The organism is Paenibacillus sp. JT22N1 (assembly GCF_059692155.1).
In genome coordinates, this window is sequence record NZ_JCAUAW010000010.1 from 37,288 (window position 1) to 57,989 (window position 20,702).

At 40.2% G+C, this 20,702-nt stretch carries 15 protein-coding genes; 2 read left to right on the plus strand and 13 right to left on the minus strand.

The window, feature by feature from the left end; all coding sequences use genetic code 11:
- Positions 1-16: 16 nt before the first annotated feature.
- Positions 17-193 carry a hypothetical protein gene (locus AC58UU_RS19335; RefSeq protein WP_497318374.1) on the minus strand — a complete coding sequence of 59 codons (177 nt, stop codon included), beginning with the start codon at positions 191-193 and terminating at the stop codon, positions 17-19.
- Between the two features lie 93 nt (positions 194-286).
- Between AC58UU_RS19335 and corA the strand changes: the two genes are divergently transcribed.
- Entirely contained in the window at positions 287-1,237 is a 951-nt protein-coding gene (gene corA, locus AC58UU_RS19340) for a magnesium/cobalt transporter CorA (RefSeq protein ID WP_497318598.1), read from the plus strand.
- On the opposite strand, the gene AC58UU_RS19345 is transcribed toward corA, so the two are convergent.
- Complete coding sequence (locus AC58UU_RS19345; protein WP_497318375.1) at positions 1,230-2,141, minus strand: helix-turn-helix domain-containing protein; 912 nt, start codon at positions 2,139-2,141, stop codon at positions 1,230-1,232. The genes corA and AC58UU_RS19345 overlap by 8 nt on opposite strands.
- Before the next feature lie 127 nt (positions 2,142-2,268).
- On the opposite strand from AC58UU_RS19345, the gene AC58UU_RS19350 reads away from it, so the two are divergent.
- Positions 2,269-3,375: a glycoside hydrolase family 172 protein gene (locus tag AC58UU_RS19350; protein ID WP_497318377.1), complete on the plus strand. Its 1,107-nt coding sequence runs from the start codon at positions 2,269-2,271 to the stop codon at positions 3,373-3,375.
- Between the two features lie 31 nt (positions 3,376-3,406).
- Here the strand turns inward: AC58UU_RS19350 and AC58UU_RS19355 are convergent, their stop codons facing one another.
- The 11 genes from AC58UU_RS19355 to AC58UU_RS19405 form a co-directional block, all read right to left on the minus strand.
- Positions 3,407-4,285 (minus strand): helix-turn-helix domain-containing protein, encoded by an 879-nt coding sequence (locus AC58UU_RS19355; RefSeq protein WP_497318379.1) that lies wholly within the window; start codon positions 4,283-4,285, stop codon positions 3,407-3,409.
- Positions 4,286-4,397: 112 nt separating this feature from the next.
- Positions 4,398-5,408: a zinc-dependent alcohol dehydrogenase gene (locus AC58UU_RS19360; RefSeq protein WP_497318381.1), complete on the minus strand. Its 1,011-nt coding sequence runs from the start codon at positions 5,406-5,408 to the stop codon at positions 4,398-4,400.
- A gap of 178 nt (positions 5,409-5,586) precedes the next feature.
- Complete coding sequence (locus AC58UU_RS19365; RefSeq protein ID WP_497318383.1) at positions 5,587-7,239, minus strand: ABC transporter substrate-binding protein; 1,653 nt, start codon at positions 7,237-7,239, stop codon at positions 5,587-5,589.
- A gap of 51 nt (positions 7,240-7,290) precedes the next feature.
- Positions 7,291-8,187, minus strand: coding sequence for a carbohydrate ABC transporter permease (locus tag AC58UU_RS19370; RefSeq protein WP_497318384.1), 897 nt, complete (start codon positions 8,185-8,187; stop codon positions 7,291-7,293).
- 24 nt (positions 8,188-8,211) lie between these two features.
- Positions 8,212-9,174, minus strand: coding sequence for an ABC transporter permease (locus AC58UU_RS19375; protein ID WP_497318385.1), 963 nt, complete (start codon positions 9,172-9,174; stop codon positions 8,212-8,214).
- A gap of 164 nt (positions 9,175-9,338) precedes the next feature.
- A complete protein-coding gene (locus AC58UU_RS19380) occupies positions 9,339-10,547 on the minus strand; it encodes a helix-turn-helix domain-containing protein (protein WP_497318386.1) in 1,209 nt (402 codons plus the stop codon).
- 7 nt (positions 10,548-10,554) lie between these two features.
- On the minus strand, positions 10,555-11,664 hold the full coding sequence (locus AC58UU_RS19385; protein ID WP_497318387.1) for a cache domain-containing protein: 1,110 nt from the start codon (positions 11,662-11,664) through the stop codon (positions 10,555-10,557).
- A 664-nt stretch (positions 11,665-12,328) separates the two neighbouring features.
- Positions 12,329-15,469 carry an RCC1 domain-containing protein gene (locus AC58UU_RS19390; RefSeq protein ID WP_497318388.1) on the minus strand — a complete coding sequence of 1,047 codons (3,141 nt, stop codon included), beginning with the start codon at positions 15,467-15,469 and terminating at the stop codon, positions 12,329-12,331.
- Positions 15,470-15,745: 276 nt separating this feature from the next.
- On the minus strand, positions 15,746-17,437 hold the full coding sequence (locus AC58UU_RS19395) for a PDDEXK family nuclease (protein ID WP_497318389.1): 1,692 nt from the start codon (positions 17,435-17,437) through the stop codon (positions 15,746-15,748).
- Between the two features lie 247 nt (positions 17,438-17,684).
- On the minus strand, positions 17,685-18,119 hold the full coding sequence (locus AC58UU_RS19400) for an NUDIX hydrolase (RefSeq protein WP_497318390.1): 435 nt from the start codon (positions 18,117-18,119) through the stop codon (positions 17,685-17,687).
- 606 nt (positions 18,120-18,725) lie between these two features.
- Complete coding sequence (locus tag AC58UU_RS19405; RefSeq protein WP_497318391.1) at positions 18,726-20,702, minus strand: hypothetical protein; 1,977 nt, start codon at positions 20,700-20,702, stop codon at positions 18,726-18,728.

Here is a 20,702-nt window from a genome sequence, read left to right on the forward strand (position 1 = left end):
TGGCTTTCACTTGTCATTAATAAGACGTTTTAACCCGACACTCGGTTCCTCCAACGGAAGCTGCATGAAAATGGCCTATCCAAGCAATATTTTCACGAATATTCGTAATAAGATGACCTTCAGTAATTTGTTGGTGATAAATATCGAACAGCACTTTCACATGCTGGCTCCCTACCTGCTTCCTTCTTTCCACATACGTTATTTACAAGGGACCAAGCATTTCTGAACTTTCCCTATTGTATGGTAAAATTAAGCAGATGAAAATATGACCCAAGGAGTTTTAATGATGATTCGTTCCCTTGCTATTACCATGGACTTCAATGTGCTCCATAATGTCCCCTTCGAGGAGCTTCTTGGCCCGAACATTAAGTGGTATTGGGTCGACTTTCATAATCCGAGCGAAGAGGAAGCGCTGCATCTGAAAGAGCATTTCCATTTTCATCCGCTGGCCATAGAGGACTGCTTTTTCTTACTGCAACGACCGAAGATGGATCACTATGAGAACGTTCACTTTTTTGTGATGCATGGGATTAATGCTATGACACTGGATGCTGAAGAAGTGGACATGTTTCTGGGTAGTAATTACATTGTGACCTTTCATTTACATGAATCAAGGGAAATTGAGGATGCTTGGAGCCGAATTTCAGAACAAGAACATTTGCGGAATGAAGGTCATATTTATGCGGCTTATTTAATTCTTGATAATTTGGTTGATCAATATTTCCCAAGTGTTTACCAAATCGAAGATCAATTGGATGATATCGAGAACAATTTTGATGCCGAATCTATTGAAGCACTAATGAAACACATTTTTGGTATTCGTGCCAAATTGTTAAAATTACGTCGCACCATCGTGCCCATGCGTGACTTGCTGTACAGAGTCATCAATACAGATCGAATTGAGCATCTTCGCGAGCAGCTCGTCTTTTTCACGGACATTCATGATCATCTGCTCAAGTTGTCTGAAATGATTGATTCAAACCGCGACATGACGGCTGATATGAGGGATAGCTACATCTCCCTGAATTCAAACCGAATGAATGCCATCATGAAAACGTTGACCGTAATTACGACGATCTTCATGCCATTAACGTTCATTGCTGGTCTTTATGGGATGAACTTCGCTTATATGCCTGAACTGAAGTGGCACTGGGGTTATTTTGGAATTCTCTTGGTCATGTTTGGAATTGGATTCGGCATGTTCGCTTGGTTTTGGAAAAAGGGCTGGTTCAAATAGAAGACCTTACGGATTCTGAGCGATGCTCGTCACGGAATTCCTTCCTAAAGCCAGCAGGCGAAACCCCCACCTTCTTCTTAAAAGCTCGACTGAATGCATGAATACCGGAAAATCCTAATTGATCTGCGATTTCCTGAAGCGGCATTAAGGTATGCCTGATCATATTCTTGGCTCGCTCCAACCGGATTCTCTGGTGATATTGGATCGGGCTTACATCGAATACTTTATTAAACAAATGGATCAAATAGTATTTACTGATATGGAATCGCTCCGATAGCTCATCCAATTTCAACTCACGGTGAACGTGAGCCGCGATGTAACGCTCAATATCCAATAACAGCTCTTGATGAAGACTGTTTTCAAATAATCGTCCGTTCCATGCATGCTCCCTCACAACATGTGTAATTAATTCTAGCAGGTTGCCCTTTAAACGCCATTCGTACAATGGCAGCTTCGCTTCAAATTCCGCTATGATTCCAAAAAGCTGCTGCTCCACACGACTCGGCTCCCTTAATCGAATATGATTCGGGAGATCAACGAGCGCGCCCGACAGCTCATCCTTACGAAACCAGCTTCGCTCCCTCTCATCCATGTCTTGCAGCATTTTGAACGATACCTTTACGTCCCCGCTATCCTCCTGCTCAAACAAATCAAAATGCACGTGCGGCTGCCGAATCGGCTTATCACCTACGAGCTGGATGGAATGCCTCTGTCCAGGCTTAAGCAGAAACAAGTCTCCTGATTTGCCTTCATAGGTCTTTTCCTCAATCGTTATGTCTACCCTGCCCTCCATTAGATATAACAGCTCATAGTCCCAAAGCATTCTTTCTTTTAACATCCAAGGAGATTGTATGATACTATCCATCGCAATACGAACGTATGGGGAGACAGTTTGAAAGCTCAAAGTAAGAATCCTTCCTTTCAGCAATAATGGTTAACTTTTAACTAACTTTGGCTAAATGAACGCGCTTACCTTCATTATATAATGTTTTCAAGTTCGCATAACTATAATGATAAAGGTGGATGTTCCTATGTCGCAAAATCAAGGCTTTATTCCTGAACTCTCTGCAGCTCCATTCCTGACACAAGACCGAACTCGCTGGATCACGGCAGAGAATCCGACCGGTGAGAAGGGACAAGGAGGGAAAGCAGCAAGCAATTTAGGTATTGCCCGCAAAGGCAGGCCATGCATCACTTTACCTCAAGGAGAAACGGTCGTTCTGGCCGATATTCAAGGGACTGGCATCCTGCAGCACTTCTGGATCACTTGTACGAACGCTACCTCCAAGGGGAATTTTGTCCTTAGAGATTTAGTGCTCCGCATCTACTGGGATGATGAAGCCTCACCTTCTGTGGAAGTGCCGCTTGGCGATTTCTTTTGCAATGGGTTCGGCGAGCGCTGCAAGGTGAATTCACAGCCGATCATCGTGAATCCCACAGGCGGCATGAACTGCTACTTCCCCATGCCTTTCCGGCAATCAGCCAAAATTACTATCGAGAATCAGCACGCCGAGGATATTCACGGCTTCTTCTATCAGTTTCATTATACGCTAGTAGATGCGCTCCCGGAGAATACAGCATACTTTCACGCCCAATGGAGAAGAGAGAATATCACAACGGAAGGCAAAGATTACACGATTCTGGACGGAGTTAAGGGCAAGGGAAAATATGTTGGCACCTATTTGGCATGGGCGGCATTAGAACGTTATTGGTGGGGTGAGGGGGAAATTAAATTTTATTTGGACGGAGATGAAGAGTGGCCAACTCTCTGCGGGACAGGGACGGAAGATTATTTCGGTGGAGCCTGGTGCTTTTACGAAAAAGAAAACGGGATCCCCGTCGAGGTGCCATACAGCACTCCCTATCTTGGATACCCGTTCTATTCCAAATCTGATACGACCCTCAAAGAGAAGTTTGGCGAAGATTCCGTGCCTATGCATGGACTGTATCGTTGGCATCTTCCAGACCCTATCCATTTCGAGAGCGATGTGCGCGTCACGATTCAACAGATTGGACATAACAGCAGAGAGCTTTTCGAACGAACCGACGATGTTTCCTCCGTTGCCTATTGGTATCAGATGGAGCCTCATGCGGATTTCCCGATACTACTTCCTGTTCACCGGAGATGGCCGCGATAATGAACACACCAACCTGGGGTAAGATCTTATTCTAACAAATAGTTGGCTGAGAATTCATCGCCATAAACATGCTGGGCATAACTCCAACCGTAGCCTTGAAGGATCGGCTGAATAAATAAATGCTTGAAAAGCCCACCTGCTCAGCAATAGCGGTTAAGGTTTGATTCCCTTCTATCATTCTTATTTTCGATTGCTCGATTCGAATATGGGTCAAATATTTATGAATCGTAATGCCAAGCTGATCTTTAAATAAAAACGACAAATGATTGGTCGAAATTCCGACATGTTTACTTATCGTATGATTATCCAGTTCGGGGTCCCAATATCTTTCATTGATCAAATTGATGGTGTTTTCAATGAACACCCAACCCTTTGTCATTTTACCTTCTTTATCGTGATGGCTCACTTGCCCCTTCATAAAAAGGACTAATAATTCCAAACAAATCCCCTTAAGGATCAACGAATAACCCGATCTCTTATCCAGAAACTCCTTCTGCATGATCAGGAATCTTTTCTTTAACTCGATCCGGTCCGGCAGCTGCAGGTGGGAAATTGGGATGGTAGATGCTAGCTGCATCTCCTTGTTTGCAATTGCTTTACGCTCTTCACTAATCGCTTGGTCCTTCCAAGAACTTCGTTCTTCATCATAATACAAATCAAAATGAACGATATATTGGATCAAAGGCACCTCTGACGTAGAGCGAATAATATGCGCCATGAAGGGAGGCATGAGGAGAATGTCTCCTTCCTTCACATGATATTTGACCCCGTCCAAAAAAAACTCAGCTTCCCCTTGCTCGATGTAGGTATACACATGGTCGTAATCCATCCATTCACCCGCCAGAGAGAAGGATTTATGAATTTTGACCATTCTGACGAAAGGCGTTATGCTGTTCATCCAAGTCTCCATGTACTTCCCTCCTGCGGAATGATTGATGACCTACTGCATTATTTCCCAAGTATAACTGAAACGTATTCCTATTTTCCATATCTCAACATGATACGAATTTTTCTCTTAAGACTCATGTCTCGCTCCAGTCAAATAAAACACCGCTGTACTGATCCTTATTCACTCGGAGTCCTTCGTAAGCTTCCTTCGCTTCCTCCGGTTTCAACACATGACTGATTAAAGGTTCAACCTGCAGCCGTTTCTGCTTCATCAGCTCGAATACGATGTTTGAGTTTCTAACCAAGGAATGTTTGACAAACTCATTAGATTCGGTTGGATACCGCCATTCGTGCGCTCCCTTGAACGTAATACAGCCTCGTCCATACAGATGGCAGTAGTTCAAAATTTCAGTAATATCCGTATGATATTCACCTCGAGGACTGCCCAGGAAAATGATCTCACCTAATTTGGCGATCCACTCGAGACTTTGAACGGCTACTTGAGGTACCCCTGTAGCCTCGATATGGGTAGAAACTCCTTTTCCATGAGTGATTTCGGCAATCTGTTCCTTCACACTGCCTTTTCCACCACTAATGACATTGATAACACCGCATTGCTCGGCAATTCGAAGGCGTTCCCCCGATAAATCAATACCAATCACAGTAGCACCTTGTAAATGCGCCAGCTGAGCTGCCATATTTCCTATAAGTCCAAGTCCCGTAACGCTTACATAATCTCCGAACTCAATATTTGAAACACGAATCGCAGTCGTTGCTACGGTGGCCATGCGAGTAAACGGTATCCATTTCAAATCCAAGTTTCCCGGAACTTTAAGAAAAGTCCCTCTGATCGAAACAACCTCATATTTCGTGTGGTTCCCATAATGAAAAACAATATCACCGGTATTAAACTCCGTTACTCCTTCCCCCACTTCCACGATCTCACTTACAGCTGCATAGCCTGGAATACCCGGCATCGGGAACCAGGATTCGTTCCCTGACAGCATGGCCAATTCAGTTCCTGGGCTGATTAAAGTATAAATCTTCTTGACCAGAACTTCCTGATCACCAATCTGAGGGGAGAACTTCTCTTCTACCGTTTCAACCTGCCATGGACTGAGAAACATAACCTTCGTATTATTCATCGCAACGCACTCCTTTGTATTGAATTCATTTTCAATATAAACGTTTTCATAGGAGGCGTCTTTGACGTAAATAATGATTTTTTATCGAAAACAACGATGGAAGGGAACGTACAAAGTAAAGGGCCGACTTTCCAGTGTTATTCGCTGGATTGTCGGCCCATCTATTGATCATTCAAATCTACTTCTTCTTCGCATCATAGGCAGCTTGGTAAATTTCCAGATAACGCTTCAGGTTCATATTATCCAAATTTTTCAGGTAACCGTCCCATTCTTTCTCCAGATTGGCATCCCCGATGATGAAGCGTGCGGTCATCTCTTTAACGTGATCGGTAATCGTCTTCTCGAGATCAGCTAGCTCCATCGCCTGCTCGTTCGTGAAGAACAGCTGTGGTAGAACAGTTTCAAGCTTCTGCTTATAAGGCTCGTATTTGGTTTTCGTTTCATTGTACAAAATAACTTCCAATGGGTTTTTCGGATCGGCGACCAAGCCTAGGCGGAAATCATTCGTTCTAAGCGATGGTCCGGTTTGAGACCATTTCACATTTTGCACATTTGCCAGCTTGGCTTCGGTATATTTCCAAATGGCTTGCTTGCCATTGATACCGAGCTCGCCTTGAGCCGCATATTTCCATTCCACATCTGGACGCCCTTCTGCGTTACGCAGCGTCATCTCCTGCGTATACATCAGATCCGCTAGGCGAAAGGCGGCTTCTGGATTTTTACTCGCTTTCGTAATCACGTAACGCCCTTGAGAGACACTATTGGTATACGGCGCAACTTGCAAGCCTTTCGGCCCTTTGAGCACTGGAACAGCGGTAACCTCAAGCCATCTTCCGCTCGGTCCATTGAAGGCTGTAAACGTCCCGTTATGCTGAGCTATCGCCGCGCCCAATATATTAATGTTGGGATTTTCCCCCATTTGCTTCGCTTGATCCCGATCCTGTGTGAAGGACTGCGGCGCGATCAAACCTTCGGCATACAGCTTGTGCAGGTACTTCAGGCCCTCTTGCCATTCCGGCTTGTTATAGGGCACATCGACCTTGCCGTTATTAAGGTACAAACGATTGGTATTGTTAGGGTTTAGTATAAAAGCATTCATAAGGAACGAATCGATATTAACTGCTGGTCCCACCGCTGCACCTGCAAGCGGAATCTCATCCGCTTTTCCGTTGCCGTTCGGATCCTTTGTTTTAAACTCCTTTAACACCTTGTACAGCTCATCCGTCGTTGTTGGCACAGCTAGCCCCAATTTATCCAGCCATGGCTTGTAAATCCACATTTTTTGCCCCATTGAACAGTGGAAACACTCGTTCACTAGCGGCAGCCCATATATTTTACCGCCTGGCGCCGTAATAGCATCTTTCACTCCATCAACCTGCTCAAACATCTTCTTGGTCTCGACGCCATACTTAGCGATATAGGGCGTTAGATCGAGGAAATCCCCTTGGCTGCCATAGATTAGCTGCTGCGTAGGGCTAACGTCAAAGCCCATGATCACATCAGGCAAATCTCCGCTTCCGAGCACCAAATTAAGCTTTTCTACCGCTGATTTCTCCGGGGCAACATCCCATTCAATATGAATGTTCGTCTTCTCCTCCAGGTACTTCGTATATTCATTCGTTGCAAAGTCTTCAACAAATGCGCTTCCCTTTACAAGAACCTTTAAGGTCGTTTTTTCCTTCGTGATAGGTAATTCCCCTGCTGCAGTCACCCGATCCTCTGACACTTTAGGAGTGGCATTTGATTGTGCTGCTTCCTTATCTGAACAACCGCTTAATATCGAGACTGTACACAAGGCTAAACCTAAGCTTACTACCATCCATTTTTTCATCTAAAAGAACCCTCCCTAGCATTTATCATTAGAAAAATTTTCAATGAATGACTAACCTTTCAACGAACCGATCATGACCCCTTTAACAAAATGCTTCTGTACAAAAGGATAAATCATCATGAGCGGCAGCGATGAGATGACAATGAGAGAGTATTTAAGCAGTGCCCGCAGGCCCTCCCGATTCGCTTCCTGTCCCAGATCGGACAGCATGGCGGGATCCACTTCATTCTGAACGAGTATTTCCCTAAGTACAAGCTGCAATGGATATAGGCTTGGCTGCTTCAAATAGATCAGCGCATTGAAATATTGATTCCAATAGCCTACCGCCGAATACAGGGTAATGACAGCAATGATCGGACCAGACAACGGAATAACGACATTCCATACAAACTTGAAATCGTTACAGCCGTCCAGCTGAGCGGCTTCCAGCAGCTCTTCCGGTATCGTCGTTTTGAAATAGGTTCTCGTAATAATGACATTGAAGACACTCATCGCCCCGGGCAAAATCATCGACCAGATCGTATTAAGCATGCCAAGATCTTTGACCAGCAGGTAGCTTGGAATGAGCCCGCCAGAAAACATGGTGGTGAACACCAGCAAGAGCATGACGGCATTTTTCCCATACAAGTCTCTACGTGCGAGCGGATAAGCGGCCATAATCGTTAGTGCGACATTGATGACTGTACCCAGAACCGTGTAAATGACGGAATTGCGAAATGAGCTCCAAATCAGCTTATGTTTAAATACAGCCTCATAACCATCGAGTGTAGGTTGAACCGGCCATAGCCACACCTTCCCTGAGATAACCGCGTCTGGGCTGCTGAAGGATGCGCTTACAATAAAAACTAACGGATACATCACTATAATGAGAAATAAGGTAAGCACCGTGTAATTGATCACGTTAAACCAACGGTCATTGCTGGCTTCCCGAATGTTAGCTTGCTCCATGATGACTTCCTCCCTCTATCTGCCTTACCATAGGCTTTCCTGCTTAGCTTTCTTCGCCATTTGGTTAACCGATATCAGTAAAATCAAACCAATGACCGATTTGAATAAATTGATGGCCGTGGAATAAGAGTAATTCATCGCCTGAGAGGCAAGGCCGACCTTATACACGAACGTATCAATGACTTCTGAGGTTCGCGCATTCAGCGGATTCTGCAATAGCAGCACCTTTTCAAAGCCCAGATCCAGAATATGACCGGTGTTCAAAATAAGCAGAATAATCATAACCGGAACGATGCTCGGCAGATCGATATGCAGCATGCGCTGAAATTTACTTGCTCCATCAATGACTGCCGCTTCATGCTGCGCGGGATCAACACCCGCTAAAGCAGCTAAATAAATGATGCAGGAAAAGCCTACATTTTGCCAAATACCTGACCAGACATAGATCGAGCTGAAATATTCCGGCTTGGCCATAAAATTGATCGGTTCGAAGCCCAATTGACCGAGCAGCATGTTCACTAATCCATTGCGGGGGTCGAGCAACTCCATTACGATCCCTACCATCACGACGACGGATATAAAATGGGGTGCGTAAGTGATCATCTGTACGGATTTTTTGAACAACTGGTTTTTCACATAATTCAATGATAGGGCCAGAATAATCGGAAACGGAATTCCGGCAAGCAAGCTGTACAAGCTGATGATCAACGTGTTTTTCATCAATTTCACAAATTCATAAGAGTTGAAAAAACGGATGAAGTGCTTCATGCCGACCCACTCGCTCCCAGCGACTCCCTTGGATGCAATATAATCCTTGAAGGCAATCTGCGCCCCGTACATCGGATAATATTTAAACACAAGGACATAGATGACTGGAAGCGCAAGCAGGGCATACAATTGCCAGCTTTTCTTCATTTGCTTCCTTATTGCAACAAATAGCAGATTGCTTGCTCGCGTGCCTGTCTTGGTTAATACAGCCTCTTTCATTTTGCGCTCTTCCCCCTTTCAATTGATACCTTAACGATACAAGAAATCGCCTCAAGCCGTAAATTAGAAAGCGCTTTCTTTATGTGCAAATATTAAGATTCGGCCATGTGCACTTTCTAAATGGATGTGCAAAAGTAAAGAATACGGCACCTAAGTGCCGCATTCTATCCGTGTAATTTCTTATAGGAGGTCGCACTGACGCCATGCAGCCGCTTGAAAGCCCGACAAAACGTATTAGAGGAGCTATAGCCAACCTTATCGGAAATTTCAAGAATGGTTAGCTCCGTTGTCTGCAGTAGATCTTTGGCCCGATCCATGCGCAGATTTTCCAAATAGTCGGAGAAATTAATACCCGTTTGCTCTTTGAAGAATTGGTACAGATACACTTTCGAGATGCGAAACTGATCAGCCACTACATCCAGACAAAGTTCACTGTCCATATATGCGTTTTGCAGCATGCCAAGAACACTTTGGATCAGCTGCACATTTTGGCTTTTCTTATGCTCGTTCACGCTTTCGCATATCCATTGATAGGTTGCGCGGATCGACTTATAATTTTTGCGCATATTTTCATAGGAGTCTATCTCACTACTGAGTGACTGGATCCGTTTGTAAACCTCCTGCTGATCGAGCTCCATCTGCGGAAGCAGCTTCACCAGACTTCCCCACATTTCGAACAAGAACAACTGCATAACCGCGAAGGAAAGGTGCCTTAGCTCGAAATTTTCATGGTATATCTCATTAAGCGTATGCTGAACCTCAGCATGGTCCCCCGCTTTCGCCAAATTGATTAAGCGGATCTCCACATCCTGCGGAAAATAATAGTTGTTCATATCCGTTGGGAGCTCGTCATACCACACGATTTCATTCTCATTTTTCCATAACTGCACGTTTAATGCTTCTCTGGCCTGTTCATACGATCTGGAGATGCTAGTGAGGCTATCACATATGCCGCCAACACCATACACGGACACCAGCTTTAACTGGCTTTTCATCTCCTCATTGGCTTCCTTCAGCTTCTGCTCAATGGGCTCCTTATAGGACTCCGTCTGCTCAGCTCTATAACAGAAAAGCACCCCGAATTGATCCTCCGCTATATCGTAAACAAAGCCTTCCTGATCGATCGTTCTTCTCAGCATTTCTTTGGCCAGCAAACGCTTCATATCCAGTTCTTCCAACAGGTCATCGTTATAGCCGTTATCGAAGCCTCGTAAATGAACAACAGCGACCCGATAAGACATCCCTTGCAAATCCATACCGACATGCTTTAACAGTGCATCTGCATCACGTGCCGAAATAAATTGTCCGTTCAACAGCCGCTGAAAATACGCTGCCCGCAGCAAAGGAACCTGCTGCTCTATCTCGGACTTCATCCTATGGTTATTGTGGAACAAACCATACCGTTTCTCCGATTAATCCAAAGGCATCCCTCTGGTGCGAGATTACGTCCGCTTTTTCCAAAATCATGTTTACGATATTCCTTAACGGTTTACTGTTGCGATAAGCTAGCACATATGCGATGAAAACACCCACCACAAGAAAGACGAACGTCAAAGAGAAGATGATTTTCTGAATATAACGAACCTTCTCCAGTACAACAAAGGTCGGCTGTCCCACCAGATACGTCCAACCGTTATAGGAGGATTTCGTATAGGTAATCATCATCTGCTTCGATTGCAGCGATTGCTCGATTACGCCCTTATCACCAATAAGATTGCCGATCTCGATCGGTAAGGGGGTTTTACTCGCTGACAGCTCACTGATGATCTTCCCCTCGCCATCCACAATATAGGCCCATCCCCCTTCGGAAATGTTCAGCCCTTGAAACAGCTTCTGGATCTCCTTCTGATCAATCATGACAGCAATGGCGCCCTGGGGATTGCCAGGGTACCCAAGCGATTGCATATACGTCAGCATGGAATAGGGCACACCCTGTGCGATGACTTCCTCAGACGCAAAGGTTTTGCGGGTATGAAATTGCTTGGCGACAAAGTCATACCATGAATCATAATCATGCTTGCTGTAATGAGCTACCCGATCAAAAAAATGCTGAAAAGAGTAACTAGCTCCCGGAGTTAACACCATTTCACTATTTTTGAACATGACATAATAATTAAATATGAAATTGTTAGACATCCTGTAATCGTACAAGCTTTTATTCGTATCCAAGACCCGGTACGTATTCGTCCCCTCAAAAGGATCAGTGACAGGCAGAAACCTCATAATTCTTGTATCGGCCGATAACTGCTGAGTAATCGAGGCGATTTCCTCCAATCTTCGATCGAGGATATCTTTACTCTGCTCCAACAGGTTCATATGGCTCGCGGTTGCTTCGCTTTCGATCAACGCAGTCGTCTTCTGATAAATGACCCAGCCAATAATCATCGGCAGCATCAGAAAAACAAGATAAGGAACGAGAATTTGCGCAAACACGCGATGCCTTCCTTTGTTAACGTTAACATTAACGCTTCTCTCTCTCTTGAACAGCATAGTAAATGTCCCCATTTCCTTTACGATTCCGTGTAGCGATCATATCGAGAGTAATCACTGTGAATGATTTACATTTTATGTATGCGCTTGCAACTTGTTTTGGCGTTCATCCCAAAAGGATAAGCTGTTACCTTTAGTATACCTTGCTGTGCTGGTAATCGGAAGCTTGAAATACATCGCTAAATATGCAATGAGACTTTTTTGTGCTGAATAAAAAAAGGGACCTAGCCAATGGGGCGTAGGTTCACCTTTAGACACAAAAAAAAGGAACCCAGCCAACGGGGCCAGGCTCCTGCTCTTTTGGTTGTTTACCGCGGGTATCCTATAATGATCTAAAAGTTCCTAAAGCCTTGATTTATAATACTTTGGGTACTTCCCCATTTATTATATTTAACTTGTTGTTACCCTTAGTTTCCTTGCATTATTTTTGGTTGCCGACCAAAAACCGACCAAAACTTCTAATCCTTCACCTCCTCTTTTCCCGCCAAGCTTATGCAAGCGTCTAAGGCATGCAATCAGCCCTTTAATAAAATTGGAAGCAACATATCTCCTACTACAACAAAACGCTTATAGCGCATCTCATATCGTGTCTGATGGGCATATATGAAACCTTCATCAAAGAAAGGGGCGTATAATTACGCCCCCCAAAAAAAGTCTACAACAATTATTTCAATTGATCTAGTATGGTCTTAATCTCAGGATTTAACATTAATGCTCTCAAAATGATTGTTAAAGACTCTGCTCTTGTAGAAGAATCATTAGGAGCGAAAGTAGAAGAATCCCTACCTTCAATTATTCCAGCTTCACCAGCTTCTTTGATTTGCTGAACATTCCAGCCCTGCCCAATGTCACTAAAAGAAACATTGTTTGTTTTTTCAGCAGAACCTAAGTTAACTAAACGAGCAAGTATTGCGACTATTTCTGCACGAGTAATGTTATTGTCTGGCTTAAAGCTACCATCTTCATAACCATTTATTATTTCATGGGAAGCAAGTTTAAGAACATCGTCTTTAGCCCAGTGACCATTTATATCAGAAGGACTATGAGTAGCTGTACTTGTTTCAAAACTAAATATCTTAGAAATCATAGTTGCAAACTCTGCCCGCGTTATCTTAGCATCGGGATGGAAACTACCATCTTCGTAGCCTGATACAACCCCAAGTTTCATAAAAATATTTATGTTTTGACTTCCCCAATGTGTTTTAGTATCAGCAAAAAATACAGGTGGAGATAATAATATTGAAGCAACCTTTTCTTTTAATACTTCTTCGATCTTTTTCACATCAACGTTTTTACCAAAGAAATCTTTACTTGCTGGTTTTTCAATTGGCGTTTCTATTACTGGAATTAATCCACCTCCACCAAATGGTGGAATGTTTATCGATGGAGGTGCTATTATCGTTGTATCTTCTGCGACAGCAACATTAGTAACACCATTCAATTTCACGTTCGAGTCTAGTATATTTATGCTTAGTTTAGTTCCAATAGATTGTTTGTTGATTTCAATCGAAAATTCCCCTATTCCATCTGCTTTTCCTGATGCAATAAGTGTAGAACCCACTAAAATTTTCACATCAGCGTTAGGAATAGTTATTCCTTTAACTTTGGTATCCGTATTCTTAACACCAAAAACTACAGGAAAGTTAATATCTATTTTAATTGGATTAGGAGTGATGTTTATTGTACCTATTCCTAAATTATTAGAATCGTTTGATCCCCATGCCCAGAGGGTTCCATCATTTTTTAAAGCAAACGAACTATCCTTACCCACGGAAATACTTTTCCAGCTATTTTCATCACCAATTCTTACCGCGGTGCGTTTTGTTTCTCTATTACCTATACCTAATTGTCCAGAATCATTAGAACCATAAGACCAGATACTTCCATCCTTCTTTTTTAGCAAAACAAAAGAATCCCCAGCAGAAGCAGAACTCCAATCTGTACTCATACCAATACGTAAAGGAGTTTCGTAAGCATTTCCCGCACTATCTCCCCACAAATTATTACCCCAGAACCATGCACTTCCATCTATTTTTGTTGCCACTGCGAAATTATTACCACCAAGAGAGATTGCCCCCCAGTCATTGTCCTCTCCAATTTGAATAAATCCGTCTGACTTAATAGTATTATCACCTGCCACATCAGGATTGCTTGGAAATTTAGACGCAAATGACCAGAGAGTACCGTTATTCTTAATAGCAACAATTCGAGACATATTTACTGAAACCGAATTCCAATCATTATCATTACCCAACTGAATTGGTATTGCTTTTATGACAGGGTCCCATTGATTACTTGGATTTTCACTATTGAAAAAATTGTGATTGAAATCAGTCCCCCAAAACCACAGTGTACCATTTGTTTTTATACCAATTGAAAAAGTAGCATAAGATACAATCATTCTCCATCCATCCAAATTACTATTTAAAGTTGGAGTATACAAGTTGTTATTGGTTCCACTACCAAGTTGATAATGGGAGTTATCTCCCCATGTATATAAGAGATTATCTTTATTAATTGCAAAATTTGAGTACCATCCAGCCTCGATGTATGTAACGTTTGAAACTGTATCTAGCTTTTCTGGTGAATTTTTTGTGTTCCCTGTACCATCACCAAGGTATCCAAAATTTTGCCCCCATGCCCATAAATCCCCGTAAGTGTCAGTTGCAACAGTGTGTTCTCCAGATGAAGAAACCTGTGTCCAGTTATCTTTATCTCCTATTTTTACTGGAACTAATTTATCAGTTTGTGTACCGTCACCTAATTGACCGTACTTATTATATCCCCAAGACCACACTGTACCGTCATTTTTTAAACCTACTGTATAACTATCACCTGTTTTTACTTCAGACCAGTCTGTCCCATTACCAATTTGTTGAAACTGGGTAGCCACGTCATGAATTTGTCCTGATCCATTATCTCCACCTAATGTCCATAATGTACCATCGGATTTTACTACTGTAGAATGCCAGAAAGAGGAACTAATAATTTTGGCATTTACGTTTTCATCTATCATTTTTGGAGAAAGTACATTTATGTTGTTATTGTTAGCTCCCCACTTCCAAACACTTCCGTCTTTTTTTTGGGCAATTGAGAATCCATTCCCCGCTGATATTATAACCCAATCGTGATCTTGCCCAATTAGTTGGATTGCATCAAAATCATTGCTAGCGGTATGTCCATCAGTACCTAGTCCTAATTCTCCATTTCCGTTATTACCCCAAGACCACAGAGAACCATCTGACTTTAATGCAAGTAAATGACCGACACCAACAGAAATGTCATTCCAAGAGCCATCGATAAACTTTTTGAAATAATATCCTTTCCCATCTCTACATACCCAAATACTCCCGTCCTTTTTTAATCCAACTGTAAATGTGTTACCTGTTACTACTTTAACCCAGTCATTATTTGTTCCAATTTTTACAGGAATATTTAATTCACTAGTATCACCAGTCCCTAATTGTCCATAAGAGTTACTCCCCCATGCCCATAAGGTACCATCCTTTTTTATTGCTAACGTATTATTTCTTCCAGCATAAACTTTAGACCAGTCTGTATCTGTTCCTACTTGCACAGGTCTTAACTTATTTGTATAAGTACCATCACCTATTTCTCCATGACTATTACTTCCCCAAGCTAGCAACATACCAGTCTCTGTAATTGCCATCACATGGGAACTTCCTGCGGATAACTCAACAATTTTATTACTGGGTTGTTGGACAATCTCTCCTGCAAAACTAAATTTAGGTGCAGAAAAAAGTGTTAATAAAACAATTAGAATAATAGCTACATTTCTTTTCATGTTAAATTCCCCTTAGATGTTTAATCAGTGTTAATTAATAAATATTACTTATTCCATGCTGCTTTTTCAAACAATTATTTCACCTTGAATCTGTCTTAAATATACTTACCTAATTGAACCTTCATAAATAACTTCATTATTCTCTCCTAACAATACTTGCTACTTTTATTGTAATTGAAGGGTTTCATTAGGAACAACGTTTAATATTTCCCACATCAACGCTCTACAATTTCTATACGCTTTGATGGGCATAAAAAAGCACCATCGAACGAGCTATCATTCATATTCTTCTTTATAAAGCCACTTAAATCCATATGCTGTCTTGTTTTTCTTTGATAGAACTTTAGATATATTTTTACTATTAGTTGTTCCAACTGATATTGATGCACTTTTTACACTGTCAAATGATTCGACAAACTCATTATCTAGTGACAACTTGACAACTTGTCTAACTTTAGGATATTTATCTTCTTTCGTTAATATCTCTCCATTTAAATATCTTTCGTAGTCTGACTTGTACATCCATTTATATCCATATGCTGTTTCTTGAATTCTCTTTAAAGCAGAACTTATATTTGACGAAGTAGACTTTCCACGAAAAGTCATAGTTGCACTTTTAATGCTGTCATATTCAGCGATATATTTACCTTCCACAGACAGTTGAACAACTGACTTGAATCTTGGATCAGTATCTTCTTTTAATTCCAGTTCGCCATTTAAATATTTATCATAATCTTCTTTATACATCCACTTATATCCAAATGCAGTATTTTGTCTTCCTACACAAGCAGACGAAATTGCAGAAACGCTAGTTTTAGTGGTTTTTCCCAAAGAATATATTGCTTCTGATATGCTGTCAAACTCTCCGATATACTCCATACTTGAAGATAATTGTACAATTTTTCTTATGTTTAGTTCAGCTTCATAATCGCACATATTAACTTCAGTACCTTGCTTAAGGTATTTACGAACAGTTTCTTTGTTAATATTTAATTTAATAGCTATTTTGTTTAAATCGGTTATTCCGCCTTGAAACATCTTCCAACTTTCATGTGCTAATGATGAGCAAGCTGCCTTATGTGTTAATTCCCAATTTACAATCGATAAGTTGTATATAATCGCAAGTCCGCTGTCTAATATACTATTCTTAATATGTTGTAATTCTGACTTTCTACAATCAATTACAATGTATTTTTTTACTCCGTTTTCAATAGCTTTTTTCAATTTAAATTCATCGTTATCTTGCTCTTCTTTTAAACTGTTGCCTCCAAATACCTCGAAACCCCCATCGTAATGTTGTTGACCATGAGTTTCTATGATGATGTTGTATTCACCAATATAAAAATCATATCTCTTACCTTCAGACCACTCGAATGTCTTTTCCGTTTCAAAGTCTATTCCGAGTTGCGTTAATGTATTTTTCATAAACTTTTCGGGATATTTAAATCCATCATCACAAATATTACAACTTAAACCATAATAATATACATCTCCAACAGACTTCAGCATTTTATTTTCACAGTTAGGACATTTGAAAAAAGTTTTCTTGCCAGAACTTCTAGAATATTTAAATGCATCTTCTTTATCATAAAACAGTTCTGTTAAATAGGGATCTGTTTCATTTATACTATTACCCTTATTCATATAATTAGATGACTTTATCGATGCTCCGTATTTCCATCCACAACCCTTGCATCTGTCTTTCCCGTCGCCTTTTTCTCTTGATTCAATCACATAACGATAGTAAATATTATTACTAACTGATCCACATTCGTCACATATCTTTGTCACCTTTAAGTGGCTATTTTTGGACAAGTGTTCTATTTTCACATTTATTTTTGCATACTGATCGACTGTTAGTTCTCCCTTGGCGTTAAGCTTTCTTGGAATATCATACCCTAATTCTTGGTAGTGTTTTACGCTTTTACCCCTCATTTTTATTTCTACTTCTCTTTCTAAGATTGCCATGATGAAAAATCTCCCCAAATGTTCTTTCGAACTATTTATGTTGCGCTAGATACACAGATAGTATCACAAACAAACTCGAACTGTATCCTTATTATGCTGAATCGCACTTCGCTTTGGACAATTGTCTTCTGTTTCATCTTCTGTTTCATTCTAATTTGACGTCAGTGTTTTCATAATGATTCCTATATCGGATTTATTCTCGATAATTTAAACTATTCTGCCCCGTTAGGTTAATGAAATCCATGTTTTATGTAATGTCTTTAAGCAATTCTGTTAAGCCATTAGGATATAAAATCTTACGTCCATGTTCAAAATCATCAATTGGTATCCATTTAGCGTATGAAATCTTATTACCTTCAATAACTTTGAAGTGTTCTTCCTCATATAAATTGGGGTCATTAAATTCAACGAGATATATTTGAGTTATTTCATGTCCTATGTTCTCTTCGACCTTAAAAATGTTCTCAATACATTTGATATAACATTTAATTGTTATTTCAACACCTAGTTCCTCGTGAAATTCTCTTACAAGTGTCTCTTGCGAGTGTTCCCCAAGTTCGATTGTTCCACCTATTGGTCTATAGTAAAAGCCATTTCCTTTTGAATGGTTTCCTGATTGTTCTTCAACAAGGATTTGATTATTACGAGTAACTATTCCCAAAGTATTAGCACGTGGATCCAAATCTCTTTCACTCCTTCAAGATAAAGCTTCTCCATTAGCTGAACATAAGACTATTCTTATCAAAATACTTCTTAACTACTTCGGTAAAACCGTTATCTTCAATCCATTCAAAAACTTCATCCTCTAATGTTTGTATTTCTTCATTTTCTTTCCTCTAGTTCAGAATAAAGGTGCAACTCGTTAATCTGTGTGATTGCACCAAATAGATTGTGTCTCTTTTCCATTGCTTCTTTTTTTCTTCATCGGTTTCTCGTTCCATAAATTCACCGTGTAAACGACTTAAATGATGCGAGCCCTTATGTAGAAAATACATCGCAATAAGTAATCTGCGTTTTTCTTCGTCTGTCATTTGATTGAATTTCACATAGTTCACCTCATTATCTGCATTTCCATATAGACTTTTTCTAAACTAAACTGACCACGTTACTTCAATAAAATCATTCTATTATCAACAAACAAAAGCCGCGTACAAGATGCAGCGGCGGCGACATTGAATAACACTTTTGATTTTTTAAGGTAATCAGTAAAAACTTAACTCCCTACACGCTCTAGTGTCAAATGGGTCGATGCTGACCACAATTCCTATCTATGTAAACAACACATCGATTATTCAATGTCATCAATGAGTCCTTTATCGCAACCATTTCTACCATCTACTCTAAAATGTTTTACAACAAATTGTTGCAATGTTTGCTCCACTTTATCAGGAAGGTCATTATCGACTAATATAATCTGGAATTGATCACTATATTTCTTATGGAGATCGAGAAAATACTTATACATGTTGTTGTATTTTTGAGGATCGCTTATGCCTTCCTCTAGATCCTCTGCCATGTCAGTTTCATCTGAAACAATTCTAGATGTTTTACCAAGATACTTCCCTACTGTATCAATCATTAGAAAACGAGGTAAGTATGTATCACCAAACAAAGAATTTTTCAATAAGCTTATGAAAAACCCAATACTTACAAGCGTTCTTAAACCGCCAGAAGTAAGCTTAACATAATCACGATTTCTCACAACAGGCAGAAATGTTGTTTCACTCATATAAATGTTATCTGGATTCCTAATGGGGATAAAATTCAAATAAGCATCAAGAATATCTGAAATATTTTGCAAAACGGCACTTATTGAGGGAACATTTTGCTTCAGCGATTCAATTTGAGCTTTTAGTGCAGTAATCTGCACGCTCAACAATTCAGCTTCTGTATGTAGCTCACTTAGTTGAGTACGAATTTTCTTCAAATGCTCAATTTGTTTCTTCTTTTCGATTAAAGAAGCCTTTTGCGCCATAAGGGCATCACGTTGCTGTATATAGGGAGAGATATATGTATGTGTTTCTATATCCAGAAAATCTTTGTAGTTATTAAGATTTAATTTCAAACCTTCAATACGTTTATCTAACTTTATTATCTCTAAACGTTCTTCCTCAATCAGGTTATCTACCGATTTAATATGTCCTTTTAAATGCTTTATTTCCGAATTAACGGAATCAATCGAATTTGCCCCTAACTTGTTTTTAAGATTATCCAAATCCATCTCACGTTCACAAATTGGACAGTTAACATGTGAGTTTCTATGCATCGGCAATTTTTTGGAAATCTCTTTTGATGTTTCAAGTTTTTCAATATCTCTTTTATAATCTTTCTTTAATCGCGCCTTTTGTTCTAACAGTATTTCCTTAGAATTTTTTTCTCGTTCCTTTTGTAAAATTTGATTCTCAAAAGAACGAATTATATCCCTGATTTCTTCAAAATGCTTTGTATCGGAAGTGATGTCTGAGGTAATTTTCTGAATAGCGACTTCCGACCGATTCAACTCATCCGAAGCTGCGTTGAACTCTTCATTTAGGCTTTCGATTGTACCCATTTTTGTTTCACGAAAAAATGAGGATATATTATTGAAACTTTCCTCTTTACTTTTCTTCAATGATGATTTCTCTTTAATTTCACTTTCCAGATCAGTAATTTGTGTATCAAGTAACTTGTGTAAAAACTTGAAGGTTTGTTTTACCTTCACATATTGGGAAAAGTTTTTATTTTCCAAGATCCCTTTGTTTCCGACATCATCTTGATCTAAATAACAATATTTAAATATTTCTCTAAAACTTATACGAGCTAAATCAGAATCATCTTTTGTAGGGGCAGTCTTTACTTTAATAAGTGGAATGTTTAAAGCTTGAAGTAAAAAATCAGAAAAATATCCATCTATTCCTGGTTTTCTCGAATAGTTAGGTCCATACTCTCTTGGAAATACCTGTTCCAAATTATCTATTGCCGCTGGGTAAACTTCAATAAAAGCTGAACTATCAAATAAATCACGCTTAATTGTGAAGACCTTTTCATTGAGTTGTACTTGTAAAAGACAGTAAATGCCATTCATCTCTAATTCGCTGTACATATCTACTCCAGATGCACCTAATAAATAATTAATAAGATTGAGAATGCTTGATTTTCCTGTATCTGAATCACCATAAATAATATTAAGTCCTTTTGAAAACGGAACAATGTAGTCTTTGCTTCTGCCATGGATGAGCAGTTTTTCAACGAATAAAAAAGGGGAACTTGAATCCACCATTTCCAC